The following is a 26,353-nucleotide window of genomic DNA, read 5'->3' as shown; positions in this document are numbered from 1 at the left end:
ATCATTAGAGGTGTTAAGAGAACTAAAATTGGTTTTATATAAAATCAATGAGTATAGAAACCCTCTTTATTCAATAAGTGAAATAATAGAAGCATTTGAAAAGAATGGAGGCGGAAAAAAATTTAATCCAACAACTGATCGTAAAGAAGCAGACCAATATGCAGAGTATGAAAGGTGGAAAGAAATTGTTAATCAATATTTTATATATGAAGAAAAAATAATAAGATTAATGATATTACTTAATGATTACAATTTTGATATTGTGAATGGAAAAAATTTAAAAAATTATATTATAGAGATGAGACACAAAAGATTTGAAAAAGAATATGCAGATCAAGAAAAAGAACGGAATGAAAATATGACAAAAGAAGAAAGAGAAATATTAAAAAACAAATATTTAGAAATAACAAAAATACTATACAAATATGACGATAAAGATGATAATTGGGGTAAAGAATTAGAAAATTATTTTTTTGCAATAAATGCTAAATTAAGAAAATATATTAAATAATGGATGGGCCTTCCCCGTTGTCTGTATTGGTTTCGGCGTAGACGCGGAGGAAAGCATCTTTGCCCTCCTCAATGAGCTTTTGTAAATAAGAAACATCGTTTTGTTTTTTGGCAATGGTTGCTGATAATTCCAGGGGTATATCCTGAATTTCTGGCTTGAGGGATTTGCCTTCCGGTATAAAATGCAAGGCCAGGTTCGTGATTATGTGGCGACAAGTCATGGCGGAAAGATCGACAATCCACTGGTTTTGGGTAATCGTGTTTTTATTGTCCATTAGGTTTGCCTTGACACATTGTATTATTAGTCTATCACGCACTGTGTCAAACGGTCAAGCGGTAAATTTCTGGTATACAGGATTAGTTCAAAAATGGCATTGCCTAATTTTAAATTATGATGGGCATGGGACCGTAGAATCCCTTACTTTATACCCTCTTTTTCCCGGTATTTTATAAGCAGATCCAGATGTTGCAAAACAAAATCCTGGGAGTTTTCGTCTAAATTATTGAAATGGTAAATAATCCGTTCCAGCCGTTCATTTTTAGGAGTATCGAACATGGTTCCTTTGCCGGTTTTAATCCAATGTTCATTTGCCCCAAAAACAAAACAGACCAAAGAAATAAGGCGGTCCTTTACTTCCCGCTGCCCTTCCTCGATGGAGCTAATCATAGAGCGGCTTATCTTTATCCTGTCCTGCCCACGTTGAACTTGCCGAAAAGAAGCTAAGCATATAAGGTAGTAACAACAAGCCCGAGGAGAGGAATATGGGCAGAAGAAAGCGGTACAGTCCTGAGCAGAAGGTGAACATCCTGCGGGAGGTTCTGGAAGAGGGCAAGACGATGAGCGAGGCGGCGGCCAAGTACGAGATCCACCCGAGCATGATCCTGGCCTGGAGGAAACAGCTCTTCGAGGGGGCGCTCAATCTCTTTGAGATCAAGCGCACAGACATAACCGAGAAGGCGCAGGGGAAGAAGTCCAAGGCGTTGGAAGCCAAGATAGCGGAGAAGGACAACGTCATAGCGGAGCTGGCCCAGGAAGTCCTGGAGCTAAAAAAAAAAGAGAGTTGGCCAGAGTTAGGGACAAGCAAGATGAGCCTCGAGAAACGGCAGTTGATAGAGCGGGAGGTGCGGCGCCTTTGCCTAAAGACCGGCATAGCCATGCTGACCCTGGCAGGCTTCGCCGGGGTGCCGGAACGCACCTGGAGGGAATGGCAGGCACGGCGCAACCAGGAGACGAGGCATAACGGGCATATACCCCGGGAGCATTGGCTGACCCCTGCCGAAACAGAGGCCATCGTTGCGTACTGCCAGAGCCGGATGAAGCTTGGATACCGGGTGTTGTGCTGGCAGATGGTAGACGAGGATGTGGCGGCGGCATCCCCCTCCAGCGTCTACAACGTGCTGAAACGCAGCGGCTTGACGAAGAAGTGGGCAGAACTGGCCGAGGAGAAGAAAAAAGGGTTTGACCAGCCTCAAGGGGTACACGAACATTGGCATATTGATTTTTCATACATCAGGATTGACGGGGCCTTTTATTATTTCATCAGCGTTCTTGACGGATACAGCCGGATGATCCTGGGCTGGGACTTATGCCGGAACATGGACGGGCTTAATGCGGAGATTCTCATCTCCCGGACGCATGAAAGACACCCGGAGGCCAGGCCGCGCATTATCAGCGACAACGGCGGCCAGTTTGTTTCGAAAGACTTTCGTGATTTGATAATGCTTCTTGAGCTGGAACAAACATTTACCGCCCCGGCGCATCCGCAGAGCAACGGCAAACTCGAACGCTTCCACCGGACATTCAAAACCGAGCATGTGAGGCAGGCTGCTTATTTCGGCTATGAAGATGCCAAAGCCAGGATGGGCCGCTGGATAAAATATTACAACGAAAAGCGGCTCCACGGCTCGATTTATTATTTAAGTCCCCTTGATGTTTTTGAGGGGAGGACTTATATTCGTCTTGCAGAGCGCAGACAAAAACTGCATTCTGCATATATTCAAAGACAGAGCTACTGGCAAAATCAAAATGCCGGACTCTGAACTAGCTTATATGCTCCTTCAAAAAACGGCAAGTTCGGCTTGGGCAATACAATCCTATCCGCAAATTCTTCTTGGGTAAGTCCTTTTGCCTTACGAATTTCGAGAAACCGATTATTTATTGAAGTATTGCCTACAGGCTTACTACCCATCATATTTTCCTTATGTATTTATTTCAATAATTAGTGAAACCACTTTGCAAAATAATTCAAGAGTGTCTTGAAATCCGGAATATATGTTAAAAATGAGTACCTGTCACTTGTGTGTTCCCGTAGTTCGATATTACTAAAATATCCCTGGCCTATATTTATCCTTTCACTAAAATATTTTTGAAAAAACCATAATGCTTTACGAACTTCGATAATATGGTTCTGTATTTCAGCGTCCTTAAAGATTGATTTATGGTTTTATCAAGGCACAAACCTATATCCTGCACCCCACACGGTTTGTATATGCTCAGGGATTGCGGGATCTTTTTCAATTTTTTCACGTATCCTATTAATATGAACCGCTACCGTTTTTATATCGCCGTAAGTATCTTCACCCCATATCGTTTCATACAAATGGTCCTTGCTGAATATTATTTCAGGGTTGGAAGCAAGGAAATAGAATAGCTCATATTCTTTGTTTTTAAGATATATTTCTTTATCTGCAGCAAATACCCGGCGTGTTTTTGGTATAATTCGGAATTCTCTGATGATGATATCTGCGTCATTTTTCGTATCTGCTGTTCTGTTTTTCAGTCGTTCATATTGGGCAATGTGGGACTTAACCCTAGCCGCCAATTCAGTTGGCGAAAAGGGTTTGGTAATGTAATCATCGGCACCGAGGCCTAAACCACGGACTTTATCCAGATCTTCACCTTTAGCGGAAACTATCAAAATTGGTATGTCAATTTTTGTTCGGATATTACGGCATATTTCATACCCGTCTTTTCCAGGTAGCATAAGGTCTAAAAGCACCAGAGCGAATTTTCCGGTTAAGGCAAGGTCCATACCTTTATTGCCATTCGCTGCAATCGTAACGGTGAATCCGTTCATTTCAAGAAAATCCCGCTCAATTTCGGCGATTGCTGGATCATCTTCAATAATAAGTATTTCCATAATTTATCGCTCCTATTTACCCGCAGCAAGCGGTAAGGAAATTACTATATTAAGGCCTCCTGCCGATCCTAGTTCGGCGCGGATTGTACCTCCCATATGCCTGAGTAATCGTGCGGATATGGCAAGCCCAAGGCCGCTTCCCTGTTTTCCCCGCTTGCTTCTTGATGAATCTACCTGATAAAAAACATCAAATAAGCGATCCAATGTTTCTGGCGGAACGCCCGGCCCATCATCAAGCAGGTGTATTTCCGCCATTCTCCCCGAAGGCCTGTTAATGTGATTACTGCTGATTACAATAGTTCCGGTAGATTTTGTTTTATATTTTGCGCTGTTTTCTAGGATGTTAACAAAAACAGTACGAATCCATGATATATCAGCGGTAACTATTTCATTGGTAACTGTGCCGGTAATTATCGCTAAACCCTTATGCTGGTACTCTTCCGCATAATCATCATATAATCCCTGGATGATATTTTCTGTAGTAATTGTCTGTATGTTCATAGGGAATTTTTTCAAGTCTAGTTTTGAGAATAAAAACAACTGATTGATTATTTTTTCCAGATCATTGGTTTTTGACCTAATAGTATCCATGTATTTTTTTTGTTTCTCAGGGGTATCGGCAACTCCTTTTTCAAGCCCCTCAAGATACGCCTTAATGGATGTCAGTGGAGTTCTGAGGTCATGTGACATTCCGGCTATGAGCTCTCGGCGGGCGTTTTCATCTTTTTCCCGGGCTCGAATCATGGTTTCAAGCCTAGCGGCCATATCATTAAAAGTAGTACAGCATAGACGGAATTCATCATCTTTAGTATATTCAATACGGAAAGAAAGGTTGCTATCCCTGATTTGGGCTGCGCCGATGGAAAGAATATTCAGGGGCATAATAATGTTCCGTATCATGCGGCGGGTTATGATGATATTAGTAATAACTATAAAAGCCGCCAAAGCAAGAAATGCAATGCTGAAAGACCGGAGAAAGGATGAATCAATCGTCATCATTTTTTCAAAGTCATTTTCAGTATTCAGTACAGTAAATAAATTGGGGCTGTTGTTACGCAGTGTCTCTCTTACGATATATCGAATAACACTTCCAAATAGCATAAACCCCGCTGCTATTACCACCAACAAAATGATATTCGATATAAATAAACGCCGTTTAATCGTCATTCTTTTTCCTCCGGTTGTTCTGTACGCAGCAAAGGGTCTGATCGTATCGGCTTTTCATGATGAGCGGCTTTGCTAGGGAACCATCCCCGTTCAACTCGTTTTCGTTGTTGGAATAATTCGTGAATACTCCAAAAACAACAGAAAGCGGTTATCCCCATTGTTGCACTTATCATTATTTGATCTACAAATAATGAAATGATACATAAAAAAACTCCCATTATGAAAAATAATGGCCATATCTTTGTCCCAAAATGATATTCGCCATATATAATAATAGGATGAAATATTCCTATCATCACGAATGCTATTATTCCAATTATTATTCCATGTATGTGCATTTTTATCCTGGATACTTATTCTTTTGATAAGTGTTTATTCCTTCTACTAATATTTCTTTCAATTAAAAATACTACCAGAGAAACCAATAGTAGGATGGATAAATATTCCATTCCCATGATCATTACATAATATGGTTGAAATTTTGGTCCTTCGTGTGTTTCAGGACCGCCTCGGCCTTCACCGTCAAAATCACGGATTGTAGAGTCGTTATTATTTCCTTCCAATGCGCTTTCTGCCATCCTTTTTAAAAATAATTCATGTCTATTCCAATCCTCCTTTATTTTTTTAATATTAAAAACATCTTCAAAGATACTTAAAACGGAAATACTCTGAATAGTAGGGCCATGTTCTCTGTTTTCTTGAACGGTCATTGATGTTATAATCCCATAGGTGCTAATTCCGAATATGGCAAGAATCGTTATTATAACACATATTTTACTGATAATAGCTGGTATATCGATACGTGTTTTTATTGTATGAATTATCATTTTCCAATGTATGCCAATATGTATGCCAATCAATATTACTGATAATACGGCAGAAAAGACATGTACATATCGCAGGATAAACATATTTCCTATACGGCCTTCAAGTTTGAACACTATTTTTGACATCATAATCCCGCTTATTCCTGCTGTAATAAATAGTATAAGTAATAATGTATTAAGTACATACATAAATTTCTGTTTTCGATTAAAAGATTTATCAAAAATTCGTTTTCCTACTTGTATAACCCATTTCCGGTTATAAAAAAGATGAATAAAAAATAGTAAAAAAATTATTAAGCCGGTTATTTCATGGTATATTAACCCTGTTGCGGAAGCGCAATAAACCATTATCAATAGAATAAGCATAATTGTATCAAAGATGATTTTGATTAAATTAGTATTTTTCATTTTTGATAGACTCCTTTATCAATACCGTTAAATCAGATTATTTTGTCGTGGATGTTTGGTGTTACCATTACGATAACACCAAACATCACTTTATATTATAGCCAATAGCCCTCCGCAGTAGTTGGAAAATCGTAGGTTTTCCCATTAAATGTAAGTTTGGTTACCCATAAAAATTGCGCATTGGTATTAAAGGGTATTGCTGTTGCGGGACCTTCCAGTCTGACTGCGGCGCCTTCCTGTAATCCATCTACAAATCCGATAAGTCTTTGGATTGGGCCATTTGCATAATAAGTTTTACCGTCGGAAACTATAGCAATGCGCCCCTCAATAAGCTGTAAATTGCCATTAACGATTACCGGATCACTCATTACGAGCCTTCCATGTCCGGCAGGTATACGCCCTCGGCCATGCGACCAGTCTTGAGCCCATAATGAGCCGGCACAAAGCAGGCTGATAAAGGCAAACATGAAAACTCGCGTTGTCTTGTTCATAAAAACTCCTAGAAAGAAAAATTAGCAATGGTCAACGACCACCATATAAACATATAACAAAAACCATGCCAAGTTATTTTACTTAAAAAACACAATAAAACAGATGGCTTTTAATGCCTCTTGTCCAATTGTTAACAATCCTCATGCGTAATAATTACACATTTGGTCAAAGTTGAGAAGATTTTACCTTTTCGGTTGTCCTCTTGCTTTTCCATGTTTGAATCTCCTTATATTTCAGCATAAGGGGAAAAGGTAAACTAAATGTAAACCAGTGGTAAACTGTTTATTAAATAATTTGTACGCTTCGGGGAAACTTGATCCTACCCAAAAAATCTCTCAAAAATCTTCACAAATTAGGGGAAACCCCTACTTACACCTCCGATTAGGCGGGTTACTTTGGCTTCAAGAAGAACCCACGGTTCTTCTTGGGAGACCGTTATACCCGATTACCTACATACCTTAATGCCCTTGGCTGACTTTAAGGCCCTGCTTTCTGTTGACGACAGGGAGGATGCCCTTTCCCGGTTTTGTCTTATAACTGCAACCTACACCATAGATCAATATTGCCATAGGCGGTTACTGAAAAAACGGCGTTTTGAATTCCCGGCTTTTACGGGAGATTATGAATTCCCCTAAGGCGTACGGGGGTATGTCGGTGTGAAAAACGTCTAATCATTAGCGTATGAAAAAGTGGACATTTTACAAAATTCTGTCTGTATGATATATTATTTATAGATGGAAACGGCAAAAATTTACCTTGAAACGACAATGTTCAGCTTTTACTATGCCCCGGATATGCCGGGGTATTCGGAGCTTAAAGCCCAGGTACGGCAGATTTTTGACCAGATCAAGGCTGGAAAATATGAAGCGTATACGTCTATCTATGCCGTCCAGGAGATTGAAGCAGAGACCAATTCCGAGAAGAGGGATACTATGAAGCGGCTGGTTATTGATTATGGGGTCATTGTGCTGCCTGAAAATGAGGATGCTAAGCGGCTTGCGGGATTATATATTGCAGAAAAGGCGGTTCCGGCTGCCTATACAACGGATGCCGCCCATATTGCGATAACGGCGGCCAATGGATTAGACTTTATTGTGAGTTTGAACTTTGAACATATTGCCCGGCCCTGGACGGTGGAAAAGGTCAGGAAGGTCAATATCCGGGAAGGCTTTGACGGTATCGGGATATACCGTCCTGTGGAGGTATTGGATTTATGAAGACGGTGCAGGATTATATGAACGATCCCCGGATTACTAATGATCCGGCTTTGAAGGATTCTCTTGAATTATCGAAAGAAATTCATGCGATCCGCTTAAAGGTCCAGGACGAAAACGAGGGGTTGTCTGTTGATGAAATTAATCATAAGGCGGAGATTACTTTGGCTTCCTGGGGGATTTCACTTTGTCGGGATAGGACGGGACGGGGGAAGATTGGGGCTGCAGCGGTATAGGAGGTTATAAAGGAACTTCGCCGCCCGATTAAAAATCCCAGGATGAGACTTCAGGCATAATCGCCCAACCTAAAAGAACAGAGGCATTGTTTTCAGCAAAGGTATTTTCTATGTTTTTTTACACAGATACTACGTTAATTATCGCTAACATTATTATTACAATTGTCTACCTGTATCTATTATACAATGTGTTTTCTGGTCATTTTCTGTAGATAATTTTGATAATATAATTCGCCCTTAAAATTGCGCGAGATCTGTTTATATGACTTGCGATCAATCAACTGGGGTGCCCCGCTTTAACCAGGAAAAAACAAGGGAAAAATCTATATAATTGTTTGCTAAGAGTAAATATAAGCCGATAAAAACAACTATTACAATAATTGTTAATATTTGTAAAAAAATAATTTTATTAATTAGAGGTCTCGAAATAACATTAAATCTTTCCCGTAAGAAAGACAATCCCCGTGAAAAATAATCTATTTTTGAATAAATTTCTTTTTTTATTACTGATAATTCTGAAATAAATATCCCCTGGATAACACATGAAAAACAGACAAATACAGCCAAGGCGATAAGAAAAATATTAATTAACCATTTTTCAGTGACTTCTCTAAATCCAAAAAGTGCGGCAGAAAAGGTAATAGGAATAGATAATAAATTTGTAGAGATTCTCTCAAGAATTGCTCTGATTTTATCTGCAAAAAAATCTTTTTCCAGTTCATATTTTTCTATAATTGTTTCATGTTTATGTGAGGTCAGGAACAGCTCATAATCTCTTAATGTTGCTTCAATGAGTTGGTCAAGATTGTCAATCAACCAATAAAAACGCTGTCCTGATTGTTCAATAATTTCAAGGCTTCTGATTATCCGATTTTTCATTATATATTCCCATCCCTTTGGACGGGTTAAAATGTCTTTAATATTTGTATAGATATTTTCAAGTGGTTTGGTTGTTTCCATTTTATCTGGTGATACACCATAAAAAAGTTCAAATTTACCACATTCCGGGGAAAGAAAAATATATTTTGTATGTGCTGTATCAGTGTAATCTGCTATCTTGGGTATAAAATCTTCTTTTATTTTTGTTAGATAATAATAATTTGGTGTTTTTATATCACGTTCTCCCGAAGGATAAAAATATGCTTCTGGATTTCCATGTTTTCCAAACACGACAAAATCATTGTCTTTTTCCTGCAAGATGACAATAATTCTACCACCAATATCTGATGTCTTGAATCGGTTAAAAAAAGTATTAAAGCTATCATAAGGCTGAATATTATATTGTTCATAAAACGATTTGTTTAATTTAATTTCATCAGTTGTAGATAAGTCATCAACACTTATATTACTTTCTTTTAGATATTTTTTTATTGCATCAACCTTATCAGGTAGAACTTTGAATGTTAGTTTATCGTTTATTGATAAAGATACAGATTTAATAGTCCATAAAATATCAAGGGCCGTGTTTAAATTTTCCATTCTGATCCCTCTAGCTCTATTTCCCTTGCAAGTTTTGCAGAACGAATTAGAACCAAATCAGGGTCAGTGTCATCAATTGATACTATTCCACCATAATATTCTGATGGAAATTCGAGTTTGATATTATCAATAAAAACGCTAAAACTAATTAATTTATGAACTGTTTTAGAGTCTTGAATAAATTCTGAGTTTAATATTATATTATTTTCTTCAGCATACTTGCTTAGTTTTGATTCATCGCCAAAAAGTGTCGTACTTAAAGCGTTTATATTTACAGGCGATTTCCCAAAGGAGCGTATAATATCATACGCTTTTCTACAAAAGCCTTCCTTTGACATGGGTTTCCCATCTTCATCAGGAACATCAATATTGTTTAAAATTTTGACAAGATTTCTGGTATCTTCAGTATCCCTTTCCTTTTTTTCTGATCCTATCCAATCTAAAAAATAATTAGATGTATCTGATTGTTTTATACTTACAAAGCCAAGATATGTTTCAGAATCACCTGTCTTGTGACCTTGATAATTTTTAATATTTATCCTACAAGCCATGGCGAGTTTGTCTGTTTCAACGCAAATAACCTCATCAATATTAATAACCCCGTCTTTGATTTTGAATCTCTTATCGGTTTTATCTCTGATCAAAAAAACTGAGAAGAACTGATTTTTTCTGTTATCTGTATAATCCGCATAAACTAAATAGCCACCTCTTGCTTGCTTAATTGGATTTATTTTGCTATAAAGCATATTTACCGTTTTAGTTGAGAATTTTATAAAATTAACCTTTGTCCGTTTTTTAAGGTATTTATCAAATTCCTTTTGAAATGTTTCAGCATCATCTTCATTTTTTCTAAATATCCCATAGGTGATATTGTTCCGATAGCGTGAATTTAATTCTTCGGTTAGTGAAATAGTCTTTTTGTCAGATGATCCCAATACATCTTTTGAGAGTGTCAGTGACGCTATGCCTTGAATTTCCTTTGCCAGATTGTGGATTATCAGATTGTTAATAGTCATATATATCTCCATTTGCCAAGTTGATAATATATTACAAAGTTTATACTAATTTTATGCTTCTGCTATATTTTGAGCAGTCTGTATATCAATGTCAACAGGTTAAAAATTGGGGGACTGAAAGACATTGAAAATTTATGCCCAAATAGTGTACTTTTTTATACACTTGGTTAAAATTCATAGTAACCCCACCGCAAACCTCCTTGAGGGTGATCCTACGGGGGTTAAAAGCTGTCCGCAAACAAGCTGCTTTAGCTCAGAATTCGTACTGAATTAGGGGAAACCCTTAGTTACATCTCAGTTTAAGCGGGTTACTTTGGCTTCATTAGGAGGCCGATATGCCCGATTACCTACATACCTTAATGCCTTTGGCTGATTTTAAGGCCCTGCTTTCTATTGACGATAGGGAGGATGCCCTTTCCCGGTTTTGTCTTATCACGGCGACTTACACCATTGAGCAATATTGCCATAGGCGGTTACTGAAAAAACGGCGCTTTGAATTCCCGGCCTTTACGGGTGAGTATGAATTCCCCCTGAAGGATTACCCGGTACGGGAAATTCTGGCGGTGTACCGTACCCACCCCTTAACGCAATCGGAAATCGTAGAGCCGGAATTTTATCATACCGTCCCGGATTGCGGGGAAATTGAAGATATGCCTTTTTGCCTCTCGGTTTCGCCGGGGGTGAAACTGGTCCGGGGGATTTCGGGGCTAAAAATCTACTATTTGGCGGGATACCGGACCGGGGAAGTCCCCCCGGATTTGTCCTCGGCGTGTCTGGAACTGGCGGCATGGAACATGAGCCGATACCGGGGGCGGCGTATCGGCATGACCGGGGCGGTACGGGGCAACGGACTAAAGGCTGACGGGGAACATTTGGAACCGTCTATGCCGGAGAATGTTAAGACGCTTTTAGAGCCATATCGGAGAAGGCTGATATGAGCGATAACCGGGATTTATATATAGAAGAAGGCATAACCAATGCCGTAAAAATCCTCCTGACCGGACGGGTGAATGAACTTTTGGGGGAATCGGAATTTCAGATTGCGCCTTTGGAATTTTCGGACCGCTGGTCCGCCGCCCCTGCGGGGGTGGGGGCGGTTGCGCCTGTTCTGCGGCTTTCGGAATGTGAACGGGCGGAGAAGGAACGGATTGTCCGTTTAGACGCTTACTCCCTGACTATCCGACTGGTCATCCCGGAAGGCCCGGACAGTGAACGGAACGCCTACGCTTATGGGGCGGTGATTGGCAAGGCCCTTGCGGAAGATCCCACCCTGGGGGGCGTGGTAGACCGGGCGGTTTTGACGGCGAAAAAATACATCTCCCCGAAAACGGCTTTTAACGGCGAAGGCTGGGAAGCGGTCTTTACCCTGCGACTTACGACAGAAGGGATGACGGTATGAGCGTACAAGGCCGTGATTGTTGTATCACCCTGAAAACACAGTACCGGGAAATGGGGCTGCCCTATTCCGAGGAAACGATCCGGGAAGCGGTATCAATCTTGAAGGAAGAAGCGGCTATTGAGGGGGACGGGAACTGCGGAGCGATACGGCGGAGCCGGGGGGTTACAGGCTGTGTGGTTACTCCCCTTTCCATCGAGACGGCCCCTTTGCTTTTTGTGCTGGCCCTGGGACGGTCGGGGCTTCCGGCTTTTGTAAGCGGGACACGGGTTTTATACCGCCATACGGTAAACCTTTCGGCTATGGAAAGCGGCTTGCGCTTTGATTTGATACAGGACCGGGGGGCGGTACGGACGCTCTATGAGGGGTGCCGGGTCAAAGATTTTGAACTGCGGATTATGCGGGGTGAGGCTATCAAGTTGAAGCTGGATATAGCCGGAAACTTTTCCCCGGTTTGCTATCCCTACCCGGAAAAGGCGGCGGTGTATAGCGGAGAACGCTTCAAAGAGGATGGGGTTAAGTACCGGATCAACGGAACGGAATATAAAAATATTTACGGACTTACTATTGCTACCCGGAAAGATGGCGGAACACAAACGGAAGTACGGATACACCGGACTATGAATAGCGCAGAACTTCCCCCAATTATTGAGACTTTGGAAATAACCGCACAACTACTGCATGACCATTATGACTACCGCTTGTACGGGGCTTTTCGGCTGAACCTTTCCCGGCTGGTGCTGATGGCTGATGAAACGGCGATAAACGCCGGAGATACGGTTATCGGCCCCCTGCGGTACTACTGCGCGGGGGATTTTTCCGCTGACGTATTTACTACCAGTGAGGAAGTAATCGAATGAAATTTTATGATATTGATAACGCCTTGCTTGAAGCGATTGAAAAGGGAGATAGCCCGGTACGGTTGGGGATTAGCCTTGATTGGTCTAATACCGGCTTTTTTGAAACGGTATTTGAGCATGACATTATTGAAGTCGTGTTTTACGGGCTAAAGGAAGTGTCCGGGGGGACTACGGCACGGGGGGAAGTGTTACTGGATAATACCTACGGAACTTACGCTTGCGGGGGGAACGGCGGGAGAGGTGCGGGCCGGGAGGTACGGATTAGTTTTTCTCTTGGGGATGGTTTGCCCTGGTTCCAGCGGTTTGTTTTGTATGTGGACGATAACGGGTTCCAGGACATACGGGGGCCGGGACAGCAGCGTACTTTGCGGCTTGGTTTACATGACCGCTCGGCATTGCTACGGAAAACAGAAAATAGCCGGGATTGGTTACATCCGGCGGTATTCACCTACTCGGTTATTTGCGATAAAACACGGCCTGAAAAATCGCTGGTACATTTAATTGCGAAGCGGGCGGGTATTGAGGCCGCTGATATTGACTGCGCTACTATCCCTGTTTCCCTACCCTACGTGAAGCTGACGAAAAATATCTGGACTGAACTTTCTGAACTGGCAAAGACCTACCGGGCGCATCTGGAATGTGCGCCGGAAAAGCCGTTAGTTTTTGCCCATTCGCCCTACCAACAAGAAACTGAAAATGTTGACGATTGCTCTTACACCTTTACCGGGGAGCATATCTTTTACTTGCGGGAAACGGCCAGAGCGGAAATTTACCGGAATACGGTACGGCTTAAAATAAATATTCCGGTTGCTCTGGAAAAACAGGAAATTTGGCGGTATGACGATCCCCCGGTTTTGTACGATACGGACCTTACGCCGATGTATCCTTTCCGGTCAACGGTACTACGGGATATTCAACAACAGGGGTATGAAGCGCAGTACCGGATTAAGGACGGCGGTACGGAACGCCCGGTAATTTACGCCGACCAGATAGACACGCTAGAGGAAGCAACAGAACGGCTTGATTTTGAGGGTGGGCCTTTTGCGTATTCTGCTTATGACGTTACTACCCACCATGAAAAAGCGATCATCACCCTGAATACGGAAACTGACGGGGACTTGCGCCGGGCTTCTATTTGTGGGCGGCCTATTGTGCTTGACCTTAACCGCTCCTGTTTTTTGCGGGATACGGAAGCTATCGCCCAATACGGGACTGCGGCATTGAATGTATCGGGTTCCTATTTCTCGGAGGATACAGTAGGCGGCCTTCCCATGTATGAGGACTGGACCATGCGGGAACTGACGGAGCGGTTGCAGGAACGGCGAGAGTTTACGGTTAAGACCCACCGGGGATTATTCCATGCCCGGATTGGAGCAAGGGTGCAAATTGAGACAAGCAAAGAAACATTAAAGGGGACGATAAACGCTTTTTCTTTGCGGTATAGGCGGGATGCCGCTTTCGTGGCGGCGTTTCGGATTACGGAATTAGTTTAGGGGGGAAACATGGCGGGAAAACGGCATACAGGGGGTGAGTATATGACCAATGAGGACAGGCGGCTACTGGTAGAAAACCTTGCGGAAATGCGGGAACTAAAGGGGGAGCTAAAAGAATTCAAACTGCACGTCATGGGGCGGGTTGAAAAATTGGAAAAGAAGGAGGCGGAACGGAACAAGGAACGGCTATCGGTGGTAAGTGTTTTTATTTCTTCGGCGGCGTTGGCGGTGAGTATCATTGTTAATCTTTTTAAGCACAAGAGGTAAGTGATGGGTATTAAATGGGATGCATTATTTGAGAATGAAAAAAAGCAATTTGAAAAAATGAATGAACTGGACAGGTTTATTTATTTTCTTTTGCTGCAATTCGGATCGCCTTATGGATGGGGCAAGGAAAACCCGGAAAGCTCTGATTGTTCGGGGGCGGTGTGCATGGCCCTGTTTGCGGCTACGGGGCTGCTTATCAGGACTACGGCGGATGATCTGTATAAGCGGGTGTTTACCAAGATAAACCCCCGCCCTACGGATATTCGGGCGGCGTTTTTTGTAGATGGGAAAACCGGGATCGCTTCCCATGTTGCCGGACTGGTTGGGGACGGGGTTGTTCTTAATTCCCAGGAAGGGGGAGCGCAGATCAAGGGGCTGGAAAGTTTGTCTGCCTGGTTTTGGAACCGGGGATCGTCAAGCGCAATCCGGGGGCTGAACCGTGAAGCGTTGGCCCGGCTTGCCGGGGAAGGGAAAAACCGCTACGGGCTGGACAGCGAATTGAACCGCTATTTTGACATGGGAGCGTAAACATGGCAAAGACAAAACAACGATTTTGTGTTGACTGCCTGTTTTGCAAGGTATCCGCGAAGTCAACAAAAAACAACCGGCTCTGCTATTGCAGTGAATCAAAAAGCGAAAAGAACCACAAAGAAAAACACTGGATTGAAAAAAAGGTTTGCGGGGATTTTCTTGATATGTGCTAAAGCGGTAAGGGGGAAGCGTTGAGCGATAGTGATGGTATTCAAATATCTGATAAAGCAAGCTGGGAACATACGGGGCGGGAACTGTGGGCGATTTTGGCAAAGCGGCTTATTGCCCTGCCCTCTAAAATGCTGGGATTCAAGCCCTTCTGTTTGTACCTTGCGACATGGCTTTTAGTGAAGGGGCTTATCCGGGATTGGATATGGTTTGCGGTAATGGTGATGGTGCTTTTTGGAATTGTGGGCCTCAAAGTTCTATCACACTGGAAGGGAATAGGCAATGAGTAATTTTTTTAAGGGGGTCATTACCGGGGCGGTGAGTATGCTTGCCCTGGTGTTGGTCATTACGGTGTTCCGGTTCTTCCATGAGCGGGACCGGAAACTGCTTGAATATGTGGAGGTTCAGAATGAGATACAGGCGATTGAGGATGATTACCGCAACCGTGATCCTTATGAGTTTTTTGAAACTACCCCCGGTGTTCGGGGAGCCGCCGACAGCGCAAGCGAAGAATTCAACCGAAAGCGGAATGAGGCAATACAGCGAATTAGAGATCGACACGCTGATTGAGGATTTAACAACGGCGGCAGAGGAAGCCATAGAACAGGCGGCGGCGGAAGCGGCCAAGGCTGCGGCCCTGGCTTCCATTGAGAGGGAAAGCAGGGCTATAGCGGAAAATCATCAATGGCGGGGGAAATATGAAACCGCAAGAAAACAGGGAATTAAAAACGCCGTGATTACTGGGGTGATTTGTTTTATATCCGGCCTTGCTATTGGGGCCGGGACTATTGCGATTTACGGAGGGCGATAAATGAGAGACCGGATTTTGATTAAGGGAATGGTTACGGTTCAGGTTCTGGATAAGGACGGGAATGTAAAGCGGCGGTCGCCGACATGGTTTGGGCGGCTCTTTCGGATACCGGGGCGGCCCATGCGTTACCACCATCACAACATTGTTACCCGTGAGGGGGACGCTTTGATTGCCGATGCTTTACTGGTAAGTCCCAATAAGGCGAAGGTAACGAGTTCAACGGGGTTTATTCAGGTAGGTACGGGTTGGACCGGGAATAGTACCAAGACGAATACCCGGTGCAATACCGCTACCGGATCAATGAAAGCCCTTGATTCGGGATACCCCGCATTAAAGGCGGCCTGGGGCAGTGTTGGGGATACGACCCTGATTTACCGGGCGACTTTTGCGGCGGGGGCCTTGAATGTGAACGGCATAAATGAAGCCTGTTTACTGAACGGCAACGCCACGGCTTCTAACTGTTTGGCCTACGCTCAAATTACCCCCGTGGTCAATGTAACATCCAGCGATACATTACAAATACAATGGGAAATTACCATACTCGGCCAATGACCTTCCGGCAATCCCTGACGGACTTTCCGCTTACCGTTGACTTGGGGCGGGAAGTTCCTGATTGGGGGCTTACCCGGTGGGGAAAAGCGGGATCGGTTCCCCCGCTCCGCTTTAGGCCGCCTGATGATGGGGAGGGGTTCTCCTTGCGGGGGAACAGGCGGCAACTGCTCTACCGGGGACGGAAGCGAAGCCATAGGTTTACGATTCTTGGCGGGGATCGCTTTGAATACGATTGTATTCTGAATAAGGAGCCGGAGAGTAATACTGTTTGCCTGATTATGGACGGTGCGGAAAACTACGATTTTTTCCGGCAGCCTGATTTTGTCCGTGATCCGTTTTTGAAAGGCAGTTATGCGGTTTACAAAAAAGAAACGCTGATTGGGGAAGGAACCGGGAAGCTCGGCCATATTCACCGCCCGAAAATTATTGATAACCGGGGGCGGTGGGTGTGGGGGGATTTGTCCATTGCCGGGGATAGGCTTTGTATCACGATACCGGAAACGTGGCTTGCTGAAGCGGCCTATCCGGTGATTGTCGATCCGGTGATCGGGACTAATACTATCGGGAGCCAATATCTTTGGGATAATGATCCACCTGAACCAATGATCCCCCTGATGAATGAAATTGCCATGCCGGTAAACCGTTTTCTGGTAAATGAGACTATTAACGGTACTTGTACGGCAAAATTTTATGTTTACAGTAGTGAGGAACCGGAATCCGGGGGATACCCGGTTTTGTATTCCGATAACAGCAACAAACCTCTGACCCGGAAATCGAAAGGGGAAAGCTATATTGACCTGCAAGTTAAGAGCGGGAAACCTGCGGGGTGGCGGAGCGGAACCTTTCAGAGTAACGGAAGTATCGCAAGCGGCTCTTATATCTGGTTTGGGCTGGCGGCGGTGTATTTTTGGTATACCCGTTTTGACTACGGCCTGAAAAGTTTCCATGATGATTGGGATTGTGAAACTATACCCAATACTTACCCTATCTATAATGCCAACTACTACCAGAATTTCAAGATGTCCATGTACTTTGAATATACCTCGGCGCAGAACTATACCCGGATGCTGACCCAAGGGGTGAAACTGACCGACACCCGGAAGCTGACGGCGAACTATAAAAAAACCTTAACCATGAATGGGCAGAATGGTACGGCCCTGGGGCATGGGTCGAGTTATTTAAGAAAACATACGGCGCAAGTAAAGGGGACGGATACTACGCCCTGGCTACGGGGAATGTACCGGAGTATTACAGAAACGTTACGGGTACTTACGCCATTAGGTTATTGCCGGGAATTGTATCGCTCCCTGTTGGAGACGGCCCGCTCATCCGCAACGGCGAACCGGAGTACGGGGAATAACCGGAGTATTGGGACAACGGCGGGAAGCAATGACGGGATTAGTCGGAGCCGGGGGATTTTCCGGGCTTTGCCTGAAACCGCTAAAACCGGGGATGGAACGGCGTATTTTGCAGGGTGGTTACGGCGGCTTATTGAACAGACAGGGTCAACGGATAGCGCCGAAAAATGGAACGTGTATATTCGGGGCTTGTATGAACAGGCGGGGAATTATGCGGGGACGGTTCATCAAGGGGAATACTACCGGGAAACATCTGACATAGCCGGGTCAACCGGGCTTCCCGTGCGGAGCTTGGGGGTATTTATCAAACTGGTTACGGTGGGGCTGGTGCGGGATTACCTTCTGCGGCGGTTCCTGAAAAGCAATGAGGAAATTGTGTTGAAGTCTGCGGTTTGCCGGAACTTGGAAATTGAAAGCCGGATTCATTGAGGGGTTGAATATGCAACGGATTTATAAAGGGCAATCGGCCCTGCGGATTACGGTCAAGACTTTTACGGATTTGGAGGGGATAGAGGGGGCGGTTATCAAGTACCGAAAACCTGACGGCTCCACGGGGGAATTGTCGGCGGGGGTTGGGGACATGGTGAAGGGGGTTATTTTTCATGAGGTTATTGAGGGGGAGATAGACAAAGCGGGATGGTGGACCTTCTGGGCCTTCATCACCTTTACCGATGGGAGGACCGCCGCCGGGGAAGCGGCGAAGGTCTTTATTTGGAATGAGGGGAAATAATTTTGCTGTATATTTTATTTTTGATTATATGGCTCCTCGGTAATGTTCCCACGGTAAACGCACAGAGGGCGTTTGGGGGACATATTGATTTGAGGGCACGGTCGCCTCCCCTGTAGGGCGGCTCTTTGCGATAGTTTTATTGTTACTGTTTTAATTTTCTCTTTTGGTTTTTTGATAGAGGGGAGAGGTATATGCGTTCAAAAGACCCGGAAGCCCGATACCATGAACTGGTACGGAAACAACGGAAAACACTCGAAGAATACGCCGCCCATGAAATTGAATGGGCGGATGATCTTTTGATGTGGTATCGGTTGAAAAAAATTGATATGCCGGATGACGAATACCGGGCGGTTGCGTTTTTCAAGAACCATGAGTATTTACGCAAGCCGGGGTCTTTGACCTTATGCTACACCCTGTACCAACAATGTATGCGGGAATTGCCGGAATATGCAAAGGAACTGGCTTTTGACCTGCTTGCGTTCCGCTATCATGTTTATGGCCGGGCGCTGATGAAGGGAGGCACTTGATGTATGAGAATGTCGGGGATGAATCAATTTATTTGCGGATTAAGGATTTGAAGGCTGGCAAGATACAGTTTACCGACTCAACCAATGCTGAAAAGCTCAAAGAAATCTATGGCCGGGATATTCGGTATAACGCCGCCTGGAAAAAATGGATTGTGTGGGATGGTAGAAGCTGGGTCATAGACGATGGGGCTTTGATCCACGAAAAAGGTCTGGAAATGGTCCGGGGGCTTTATGAGGAACAGTTAAAGACCACGGATTACCGGGAGCGTATGGACATTGAGAAATATGCCATGTTGAGTGAAAATGTGCGGCGGCGGGAGGCTTTTATAAAGGCTGCTTCATGGATTATTGAACTCAATATCACCAGTGAGGAACTGGACACGAACCCCTGGCTTTTGAATGTGCAGAACGGAACTATTGATATTCTGACCGGGGAATTCCGGGAACATCGGCAGGAGGACATGATCACCAAGATTGCCAATGTGGAATACGACCCGAAGGCGGATTGCCCTGCGTGGAAGCAGTTTGTCCGGGAGATAATGAACTACAACGGGGACATTATCACGTTTTTGCAGACCGTGGCGGGGCTGGGTATAACCGGGGATGTGTCGGAACAAAGTATGTTTATTCTGTTCGGCTCCGGCGCTAACGGAAAAAGCACCTTTCTGAATACGATTATGTATTTGCTGGGGGACTACGGGATAACCACCACCACCGATACCTTTATGAAGCGGAACAATGAGCAGATTACCAATGACATTGCCCGGCTTCGGGGCGCACGGTTTGTAACGACTACGGAAATTGACCAGGGGAAGCGGCTGAGTGAACCGCTGATAAAGCAGATTACGGGGAATGACAAGATTACGGCTCGTTTCCTGTACGGGGAATATTTTAGTTATATGCCGACCTATAAGATTTTTATGGGGACAAACCATAAGCCTATTATCAGGGGTACTGATTACGGGATTTGGCGGCGGATTAAACTGATCCCCTTCACTACTCGGATTGAAGTGGATAAACAAGACAAACACCTGGAGGAGAAATTACGGGCGGAAGCCTCCGGGATATTAAACTGGCTGCTTGAAGGGACATACCGGTGGCGTAAGGAGGGGCTTAAAGTGCCGGAGGTGATCGTGTCCGCTACCAATGACTATCAGGGTGAAATGGACGTGATCGGGAACTTCCTGAAAGAGTGCTGCATCCAGTCGCCGGGGATTAGCATACGGATACGGGAATTGTTTAAGGCGTATCAGGAATGGTGCGAACAGAACAATGAACGGGCGGTGAGTGAACGGCTCTTGTCCATGCGCTTAAAGGAAATGGGCTTTAGCCGGACCCGGAGCGCAGAGGCCCGGTACTGGTCGGGGATTATGCTGAAGGCCAAGACGGAATAGTTTTTTTGTTTTGGGCCGTTGCTCCCCGCCCCCCGTGCGCCCCCTTTGGTTGGGCCGTGAAAACATGGGGTGAGTTAGTTAAGCGTTTTCTATGTATGCTCTGCTGCTATTGAGTTAGCGGCAGAGCTTTTTATTTATACGGTGTTTTGCGGTTTTGTGTCTTGCTTTTCGATTGGGACAGAGGTTGAATTTTGCTTGTGCAAAAACAGGCAATTTTAGCGGGCGCGCGCTCCCCCCTTGCTTGCAGGAATATTTTCATCCGGTTTGAAATAATGTCGGAACAGGTTGTCATCAATGACTGAAATAAGGGCCGGATTCGGGGAGTTTCGGTCATTGGTACTGATTACTTTTATTGGCTTCCTCTTGTTATGGAGTATTCCGTATACTCTCTATTCTTTTTTTTATGACTATTCTGTCATTAAAAAAAAGAAAATATAATTTTCTTATATATTATATAGGGGCCTTGCTGAATTCGTGAATTCGTTTGGTCATCGGTCATTCATCGGGCCGCCCCCGCAGGGGGCGGTTCACCCATCGGCGGCGACGGTACTTGGGGTATCGGCCCGCCCTCCCTGAAAGGGTGGGCGGGTGTTACGGAGGGACTAGGCTTCATCACCCAACATCGGCCCCGGTTCGGGGGAGAAGGCGGCGGTCAGGGAATTGGGGATGATGGTATCGGTTCGCATCATGGGCCGCCTACCCGGAGGACCGCAGGGCCGGAGGGGTGGCGGTTATTGCCGATGAAGGTGAAGAACTCGCCTATCGGCGAGGGAGGGTCTGCGAAGGTGGGGAGAATGTTTTTATCAGCCGAGGGGTTTTCACTTCACGTCAGCCGTGGGGCGAACTACGATAGGGCTTGTTGGGAAACCGAAAATCCGGGTGGGCATAGTACGCCCCGCTGTGGTGGTTTATGGACGGGCGGCAGGACGCCGCCTGGAAATAAAAAAATGCAAACATGGATGTTTGTATTTTTTTATACCTCTCGGCCCCGGCCACGGGCCGGGGGCTGTCCCTCCCCCTTTGAGCCGTTGATGAAGGGTTTACGACCAGAGCGACCGAAGGGAGCGGCGGGAATAAACCCAACATATTTCGCGGGCGCAGCCCGCCAGAGAGGGGGAAGCCCGGCGGCGAGGGGGAGGGACAATACAGGTCGTCCATAAACCACCACCGAACTACTCTTAGCTCGATGGAAGAAGCGGCCCTGGGTGGGCGTAGTACGATGATCCCCCCACGGTTTATATACAGCCGAATTACGGAGTGTGGTTTTATTACAGCCGGAGCAGGGAATAATTTTTTTACTGTCGAAGCATCGGGCGCCCGATAGGGCGCTGGGATAATTGCCTGTGGAAATAAAGTTAAGCATGGGGGCGTGAGGATTAGCCCCCATGCGGCACGGAGGGGGCAGGACGCCCCCGGAGTGCTTTAGAAAAATGCTTGTGCGGATAAAGGCCGATGGGCGGCGATATGGGAATAACGGTCCCGGTATGCGGAGGACCAGGCGGAAAAGCCGGGGGGCCGGTGGTCCCGGAGAAGCGCAGCGCCGGAGGGTCCATTGGCCAGGATACGGCTTTAGGCGGCCCGGAATTGCCCCATGCGGTTTAGTCCCCATGAGGGCTATACGGTATGGGGCAATGGAGGGCCGCTGTTTGTATGCCCCGGCTTTGGAGTATAGCGGGTAAATGCTTCATAGCGGGGTTGATGGCTTCCGCTTGCGATCTTAGGAATTTTTACACTTGCGACTAATGCGCTGCTTGCCGTTAGGCAGGCGGCGGGTGTTGGCGGGGCTTTAGACAGTGAGGGTGGTATGGGGGTTCAAGGGGGAAGGCGGGGGCTGCTTGGGACGGCATCTTTACTGTTGGTGAAAATGGGGCTTTTAATTTGGGTGATGTTGCCCCCGCCTTTATCCCCCTTGGTAAATCGGGTAAGCGCCTTGGGCCGTGGAGGGAGCGGAGTTTACGGAGCGGACGGAACGGCCTATGGCGCTTTGTCCTACGGATTATTCCGGCGGCAATGCCGCCGGGTTACGGAACGGTGGTGGCGGTATGGGGATAACGGCCCCGGTTGGCGGGGGTGGGGGCCGGGGTTTTTTACGCCGATTTGGGGCGAAGGTTTTACCCTGGGACAATGCGGCGTAAAAAAGGGCGGCGTTAATGAGTTGGGAAAAGCCGGTAGGCTTTTGTCCTTTCTGCTTTCCGGGGGCCTTATTCGGGGCGGTTTGGGCTGGTTTTAGGCGGGTGAAAAGAATTGACAGCACATCTGACAGCAGAATCCCATATTTTGAGGTATAAGTAGGTATTGACACATAACAGGTGGTAGCGTAATGCCTCAAAATAAAATCTAACCGAAAAGAACGGCTGCCTCACAATAAAAATCTAACCGTAGCTAAATATCTTCAAGAGCCGAAGCAGCAAGGGACTTCTGGCTCTGAAGCTCGAAGAGAGCCATCAGTGCATGGTTGACCAGGCGTTTCTGCTTGACCGGATTGAGACGGGCAGCCCTGCGTCGAAGCTCGTTCTTAAAAATATCAGGAAGGTCAGGGGATTCCAAGAGGCGCCTGTAGGGCGACTTGGGTTTGTCGTACACCTTCTTGACCCTGGCCCCTATCCGCTCCTTGGCGATTATTTTTTCTGAAGGGTAAAAATAGTTGAGCAGGGGACAGAGATGGCGGTAGACCTCGGCCAGGGCGTCTCTGGCCTGGAGGGTGTCATAGCGATAGTACCCCACGGTCCTGCGGACGGTCATGTCGTTTTTCTGCTCCACGAAGCAGTTGTCGTTCTTGTGGTAGGAACGGCTGCGGGTGAACTGGACGCGGTGTTCGTCACACCATGCCTTGAGCTGGTAATTAATGAACTCCCCGCCGTTATCGCTGTCGATGCCCAAAAGGGGGAAGGGAAACTGGGAGGGGAAGAGAGACACCTCCTCTTTAACCCAGCGATGGGCCTTGTTGAGGAGGGCGCGGAGCTCCACCCAGCCTGAATAGACATCGGTGGCATTGAGGGTACAGCAGAACTCGCCTGAGGCGTTTCCGCCGTCATGAACCACCGTATCCAGCTCAAAAAAGCCCGGTTTCCTCTCATCCCAGGCATAAAAGACACGGATGGGGATCTGGTGCTTGAGGAGGCCGCCGGGCCGTGTGGCGCTCCGTCCTTTTAATTCCAGCTTCTTCCGTTCAGGCTTGAGCTTCCGGTCGATGGTGGCGGGGCTTATGGCAAGCAGCTGCGCCTTTACCTCCTTGGTGATGCCAAACTCCTTGCAGGGATTGAGGAAAGGCATCTGTTCCCGGAGGAAGGGGGAAAGCCTTTTCCCGCACATGTAATCAAAGAACTCCCAAATCAGTTTGAGGGCTTTTATCGTTGCCGCCTGGTAGACCGGCTTCCGCCCTCCCCCTGCTTTTCGTTTTTTAAACGCATCGGCCTTGAGCTTAACAACCCTTCCGGCCAGTCTGACCAGTTCCGTTCTCCCCCAATTCGCCAAAAGGTGCAGGGCGTATTTCCGGTTGTACCCTGTGTTCTGGACAAACTCGTCCAGGATAGCGGTCTTGCCCTTTTTCCCGGCTTTGCGATACCGCTTGCTGATTTCTCTGGCAAGCGCCTGTTTCTCTTTCATCGTTAACCCCATTGAGCCCTCCGGTACCCTTGTTACCGGATATAGGCTACATAATTTGGGTTAGAATTTTATTATGAGGCATTCCCTGTTTTGGGTTAGATTATTTATGAGGCAACGCGGGTAGTTGACTAATTCTTTATCCTGTATATAATTATAACAACAGGTAACACCTGATATAAGAAAAAATCATACTTCTTACTTTTTTTCAGAAAAATATGACTTCTTTTATAATATATGCTAAAAAACGCAATAAGTGTATACTATTTCATACATAATAAGCTTTTTGTTTTCAAAAAATGAGTTTTTGGAGACTTAAAACTCCATATCACCCTTGGGGTGATACGGAAATTCCCTCTTTTTCCTAAAGATCATACTTGGGGTGATGTTGTTTTCTCTGAAACGGGCTAGAATTTAATTACATCGGCTTATAAGGAAAAGCAATGAAAAGCGGTAAAATTACGGTTTTGAGGCTTGTTTGCCTGGCAGCGGCGCTGTTCTTTTGCGGTATGCTTTTAACCGGCTGCGATCTTATTAATTCCAGGCTTGACGATGATGTGGCGGGAAAGATTGATCAGGCGGTGTGGGAAGCCAATGCGCCTGAGATTAATGTGATGGTGGAGGATGTTCTTGCGGGCGTAGCAACACCGGGTGGAACCTTGACCGGACGCAAACTGGATATTCCCTTTAGCCTCAAATTTACCCCCTTTCCCGCTTACGGCTTTATTCGCTGGCAAGCTTTTCTTGACGGGGTAGAGCTTGGGCAAAAGGAAGTGGAATTTTCTGCGCCCGGGCAGTTTGAAACTACGGTAACAGTGCATATCAATCCCGGCAGTCGGACAGTAAAAATAGTGCCCCTGGGGGAAGGGGCGAATAACGTTAATGATTTTACTATTTTTCCTCCGCCCGATGCAAAGGGCCTTGTAAATCAAAACCATTATGTACAAATACGGTTCTCAAAACCTATTGACGAAAATACTATCAGGGCAAGCCAGTACGCTTATTACAGCGGAACCTATAAGGACACATGGACAGCATACCCCATGTATAACGATCCCAATATCGACGTTGGGCGCCCCGGCCCCTTTAACCCCTCGGGTAACAACGGGCAGTTTAGCGTCAGATTCAACAATATCCGCATTACCGGCACCAACCCGGGCATTGGCATTCCCGGTTATTATCTTGAAAATTTCTTTTGTCCGCCGGTATTAAGCGCCGATGGGACAGTACTCACTTTGTGGACACGGCTGCGAAACACAGGAACCCCTTTTTTTGTCGGAAGTCTTAGCGGTGACTATTGGGATGGGAATGATATTTTTATTGATATTATCCTTGACGGAAACATCAAAGACCGTTCGGGACTTTCCCTTGGTACGGACAAACGTATTCGCTACCGGATGAAAGCGAACTATACTTCAAATTCTTCTTATCCGCCGCCTGCATATAACAGCGCCCCCCACACTACTGTCACCAGCGCTAATGATATATTTCCCAATTTGAATTATCAAACAGCAATGAGCATCTTTCATGAAGATACCGAAGGGGTAATAAATCCGGCAAAATTTTTCCCGCGCTATGCTGCTGTTACTCCATCGGTCCCAGTGGTAGTACCGCCTTCGCCTGAGGATGTGCCGGGAAGCCATTATAGTTCAAAGACTATTTATTTTATATTTCAGACAACTTACACTCAGTGGCCTGTCAACGGAATCCGGGTGTTTTATAAAAATCCGGCGTCCCCCCAAAATTATGGCGACGATGCGAAAGTTTATTCTTATTCTTTATATGCCCAAGGCGCATCTTCTCCTGACAATACCCCAGCGGAGCAGGAACGCCGGGACCGTATATTAGCCGCCTATAAAGACAGAATGAAAGGCAATGAATACTACCACGGAGAATTTCCCTTGTATGTTGTTCGTCTTAATCTTAAAGCAGAAAATGCCGCCGGTACTACAAGTTATTTAATTGTCCCCAGTATTGACGGCGAACCCGACTATTTACCCGGATCAGCCCTCGCATATTGGGCAGGATGGGGTTCCCCAATGGGGCACTATATGAACAGAGCTCCAAGGCAGGATAACTCTGTCTCCTATGGAGAGTATTTTTATTTTAAGTATGAATAACGGGGGCAGATGATGAGAATCTATGCCGCTTCTGGCAGACGGTCTTGTAAAAAG

General features: G+C 45.6%; 32 protein-coding genes. 22 read left to right on the top strand and 10 right to left on the bottom strand.

Annotated features, from left to right (window positions below):
* Nucleotides 1–10: 10 nt before the first annotated feature.
* Nucleotides 11–511 carry a hypothetical protein gene (locus TREAZ_RS01955; protein WP_148257635.1) on the top strand — a complete coding sequence of 167 codons (501 nt, stop codon included), beginning with the start codon at nt 11–13 and terminating at the stop codon, nt 509–511.
* Here TREAZ_RS01955 and TREAZ_RS01950 read toward each other — a convergent pair.
* Nucleotides 504–785, bottom strand: coding sequence for a hypothetical protein (locus TREAZ_RS01950; protein ID WP_015710113.1), 282 nt, complete (start codon nt 783–785; stop codon nt 504–506). The genes TREAZ_RS01955 and TREAZ_RS01950 overlap by 8 nt on opposite strands.
* Before the next feature lie 143 nt (nt 786–928).
* The gene (locus tag TREAZ_RS01945) at nt 929–1,177 is read right to left on the bottom strand and encodes a transcriptional regulator (RefSeq protein WP_015710112.1); all 249 of its coding nucleotides are present in this window, start codon (nt 1,175–1,177) and stop codon (nt 929–931) included.
* 95 nt (nt 1,178–1,272) lie between these two features.
* Here TREAZ_RS01945 and TREAZ_RS01940 point away from each other — a divergent pair, with 95 nt between their 5' ends.
* Nucleotides 1,273–2,550 carry an IS3 family transposase gene (locus TREAZ_RS01940; RefSeq protein ID WP_015710111.1) on the top strand — a complete coding sequence of 426 codons (1,278 nt, stop codon included), beginning with the start codon at nt 1,273–1,275 and terminating at the stop codon, nt 2,548–2,550.
* Between the two features lie 407 nt (nt 2,551–2,957).
* Here TREAZ_RS01940 and TREAZ_RS01935 read toward each other — a convergent pair whose 3' ends face one another.
* The 5 genes from TREAZ_RS01935 to TREAZ_RS01915 all read right to left on the bottom strand — a co-directional run bounded on the left by TREAZ_RS01935 (nt 2,958) and on the right by TREAZ_RS01915 (nt 6,543).
* Nucleotides 2,958–3,650 (bottom strand): response regulator transcription factor, encoded by a 693-nt coding sequence (locus TREAZ_RS01935; protein WP_015710109.1) that lies wholly within the window; start codon nt 3,648–3,650, stop codon nt 2,958–2,960.
* A 12-nt stretch (nt 3,651–3,662) separates the two neighbouring features.
* A complete protein-coding gene (locus TREAZ_RS01930) occupies nt 3,663–4,817 on the bottom strand; it encodes a sensor histidine kinase (protein ID WP_015710108.1) in 1,155 nt (384 codons plus the stop codon).
* The gene (locus tag TREAZ_RS01925) at nt 4,814–5,155 is read right to left on the bottom strand and encodes a DUF4491 family protein (protein WP_043922722.1); all 342 of its coding nucleotides are present in this window, start codon (nt 5,153–5,155) and stop codon (nt 4,814–4,816) included. Before TREAZ_RS01925 ends, TREAZ_RS01930 begins: the two co-directional genes overlap by 4 nt.
* 15 nt (nt 5,156–5,170) lie before the next feature.
* Nucleotides 5,171–6,052, bottom strand: coding sequence for a DUF4405 domain-containing protein (locus TREAZ_RS01920; protein WP_015710107.1), 882 nt, complete (start codon nt 6,050–6,052; stop codon nt 5,171–5,173).
* Between the two features lie 95 nt (nt 6,053–6,147).
* The gene (locus TREAZ_RS01915; protein ID WP_043922720.1) at nt 6,148–6,543 is read right to left on the bottom strand and encodes a hypothetical protein; all 396 of its coding nucleotides are present in this window, start codon (nt 6,541–6,543) and stop codon (nt 6,148–6,150) included.
* A gap of 396 nt (nt 6,544–6,939) precedes the next feature.
* On the opposite strand from TREAZ_RS01915, the gene TREAZ_RS17985 reads away from it, so the two are divergent.
* From TREAZ_RS17985 to TREAZ_RS01905, 3 genes are all read left to right on the top strand, one after another.
* Nucleotides 6,940–7,179, top strand: coding sequence for a hypothetical protein (locus tag TREAZ_RS17985; RefSeq protein WP_245535078.1), 240 nt, complete (start codon nt 6,940–6,942; stop codon nt 7,177–7,179).
* Between the two features lie 99 nt (nt 7,180–7,278).
* Nucleotides 7,279–7,761 carry a PIN domain-containing protein gene (locus tag TREAZ_RS01910; protein ID WP_015710104.1) on the top strand — a complete coding sequence of 161 codons (483 nt, stop codon included), beginning with the start codon at nt 7,279–7,281 and terminating at the stop codon, nt 7,759–7,761.
* Complete coding sequence (locus TREAZ_RS01905) at nt 7,758–7,994, top strand: hypothetical protein (RefSeq protein ID WP_015710103.1); 237 nt, start codon at nt 7,758–7,760, stop codon at nt 7,992–7,994. The genes TREAZ_RS01910 and TREAZ_RS01905 overlap by 4 nt, the downstream gene beginning before the upstream one ends.
* Nucleotides 7,995–8,267: 273 nt before the next feature.
* Here TREAZ_RS01905 and TREAZ_RS01900 read toward each other — a convergent pair whose 3' ends face one another.
* Together TREAZ_RS01900 and TREAZ_RS01895 are read right to left on the bottom strand one after the other, a co-directional pair.
* Nucleotides 8,268–9,473, bottom strand: a complete 1,206-nt coding sequence (locus tag TREAZ_RS01900; protein ID WP_015710102.1) for a hypothetical protein — start codon at nt 9,471–9,473, stop codon at nt 8,268–8,270.
* Entirely contained in the window at nt 9,461–10,489 is a 1,029-nt protein-coding gene (locus TREAZ_RS01895) for a nucleoid-associated protein (RefSeq protein ID WP_015710101.1), read from the bottom strand. Before TREAZ_RS01895 ends, TREAZ_RS01900 begins: the two co-directional genes overlap by 13 nt.
* A 335-nt stretch (nt 10,490–10,824) precedes the next feature.
* Between TREAZ_RS01895 and TREAZ_RS01890 the strand changes: the two genes are divergently transcribed.
* From TREAZ_RS01890 to TREAZ_RS01820, 16 genes are all read left to right on the top strand, one after another.
* Complete coding sequence (locus TREAZ_RS01890) at nt 10,825–11,427, top strand: head-tail connector protein (protein WP_015710100.1); 603 nt, start codon at nt 10,825–10,827, stop codon at nt 11,425–11,427.
* The gene (locus TREAZ_RS01885) at nt 11,424–11,888 is read left to right on the top strand and encodes a hypothetical protein (RefSeq protein WP_015710099.1); all 465 of its coding nucleotides are present in this window, start codon (nt 11,424–11,426) and stop codon (nt 11,886–11,888) included. The genes TREAZ_RS01890 and TREAZ_RS01885 overlap by 4 nt, the downstream gene beginning before the upstream one ends.
* A complete protein-coding gene (locus tag TREAZ_RS01880) occupies nt 11,885–12,745 on the top strand; it encodes a hypothetical protein (RefSeq protein WP_015710098.1) in 861 nt (286 codons plus the stop codon). The genes TREAZ_RS01885 and TREAZ_RS01880 overlap by 4 nt, the downstream gene beginning before the upstream one ends.
* Entirely contained in the window at nt 12,742–14,238 is a 1,497-nt protein-coding gene (locus TREAZ_RS01875) for a hypothetical protein (protein ID WP_015710097.1), read from the top strand. The genes TREAZ_RS01880 and TREAZ_RS01875 overlap by 4 nt, the downstream gene beginning before the upstream one ends.
* A 9-nt stretch (nt 14,239–14,247) precedes the next feature.
* On the top strand, nt 14,248–14,505 hold the full coding sequence (locus TREAZ_RS01870) for a hypothetical protein (RefSeq protein WP_015710096.1): 258 nt from the start codon (nt 14,248–14,250) through the stop codon (nt 14,503–14,505).
* A 3-nt stretch (nt 14,506–14,508) separates the two neighbouring features.
* Nucleotides 14,509–15,033, top strand: coding sequence for an NlpC/P60 family protein (locus TREAZ_RS01865; RefSeq protein ID WP_015710095.1), 525 nt, complete (start codon nt 14,509–14,511; stop codon nt 15,031–15,033).
* Between the two features lie 194 nt (nt 15,034–15,227).
* Complete coding sequence (locus TREAZ_RS01860) at nt 15,228–15,494, top strand: hypothetical protein (protein WP_015710093.1); 267 nt, start codon at nt 15,228–15,230, stop codon at nt 15,492–15,494.
* Nucleotides 15,487–15,774 (top strand): hypothetical protein, encoded by a 288-nt coding sequence (locus TREAZ_RS01855; protein WP_015710092.1) that lies wholly within the window; start codon nt 15,487–15,489, stop codon nt 15,772–15,774. The genes TREAZ_RS01860 and TREAZ_RS01855 overlap by 8 nt, the downstream gene beginning before the upstream one ends.
* Nucleotides 15,734–16,015, top strand: a complete 282-nt coding sequence (locus TREAZ_RS01850; protein ID WP_015710091.1) for a hypothetical protein — start codon at nt 15,734–15,736, stop codon at nt 16,013–16,015. Before TREAZ_RS01855 ends, TREAZ_RS01850 begins: the two co-directional genes overlap by 41 nt.
* Nucleotides 16,016–16,567, top strand: coding sequence for a hypothetical protein (locus TREAZ_RS01845; protein ID WP_015710090.1), 552 nt, complete (start codon nt 16,016–16,018; stop codon nt 16,565–16,567).
* Entirely contained in the window at nt 16,564–18,354 is a 1,791-nt protein-coding gene (locus TREAZ_RS01840; protein ID WP_015710089.1) for a hypothetical protein, read from the top strand. Before TREAZ_RS01845 ends, TREAZ_RS01840 begins: the two co-directional genes overlap by 4 nt.
* Nucleotides 18,355–18,364: 10 nt before the next feature.
* Nucleotides 18,365–18,655 carry a hypothetical protein gene (locus tag TREAZ_RS01835; RefSeq protein ID WP_015710088.1) on the top strand — a complete coding sequence of 97 codons (291 nt, stop codon included), beginning with the start codon at nt 18,365–18,367 and terminating at the stop codon, nt 18,653–18,655.
* A gap of 191 nt (nt 18,656–18,846) precedes the next feature.
* On the top strand, nt 18,847–19,182 hold the full coding sequence (locus TREAZ_RS01830) for a hypothetical protein (protein WP_015710087.1): 336 nt from the start codon (nt 18,847–18,849) through the stop codon (nt 19,180–19,182).
* Nucleotides 19,182–20,576, top strand: coding sequence for a DNA primase family protein (locus tag TREAZ_RS01825; protein WP_015710086.1), 1,395 nt, complete (start codon nt 19,182–19,184; stop codon nt 20,574–20,576). The genes TREAZ_RS01830 and TREAZ_RS01825 overlap by 1 nt, the downstream gene beginning before the upstream one ends.
* Nucleotides 20,577–22,040: 1,464 nt before the next feature.
* On the top strand, nt 22,041–22,178 hold the full coding sequence (locus TREAZ_RS18170; RefSeq protein WP_169312592.1) for a hypothetical protein: 138 nt from the start codon (nt 22,041–22,043) through the stop codon (nt 22,176–22,178).
* A 202-nt stretch (nt 22,179–22,380) separates the two neighbouring features.
* Entirely contained in the window at nt 22,381–22,806 is a 426-nt protein-coding gene (locus TREAZ_RS01820) for a hypothetical protein (protein WP_043922718.1), read from the top strand.
* Nucleotides 22,807–22,958: 152 nt separating this feature from the next.
* Here TREAZ_RS01820 and TREAZ_RS01815 read toward each other — a convergent pair whose 3' ends face one another.
* Complete coding sequence (locus TREAZ_RS01815) at nt 22,959–24,194, bottom strand: integrase catalytic domain-containing protein (RefSeq protein WP_015710081.1); 1,236 nt, start codon at nt 24,192–24,194, stop codon at nt 22,959–22,961.
* A 428-nt stretch (nt 24,195–24,622) separates the two neighbouring features.
* On the opposite strand from TREAZ_RS01815, the gene TREAZ_RS01810 reads away from it, so the two are divergent.
* Entirely contained in the window at nt 24,623–26,299 is a 1,677-nt protein-coding gene (locus TREAZ_RS01810; RefSeq protein ID WP_015710080.1) for a hypothetical protein, read from the top strand.
* Nucleotides 26,300–26,353: the final 54 nt, after the last annotated feature.

This window comes from Leadbettera azotonutricia ZAS-9 (assembly GCF_000214355.1).
GTDB classification, from domain to species: domain Bacteria; phylum Spirochaetota; class Spirochaetia; order Treponematales; family Breznakiellaceae; genus Leadbettera; species Leadbettera azotonutricia.
This window is presented reverse-complemented; position numbering and strand designations above follow the sequence as displayed.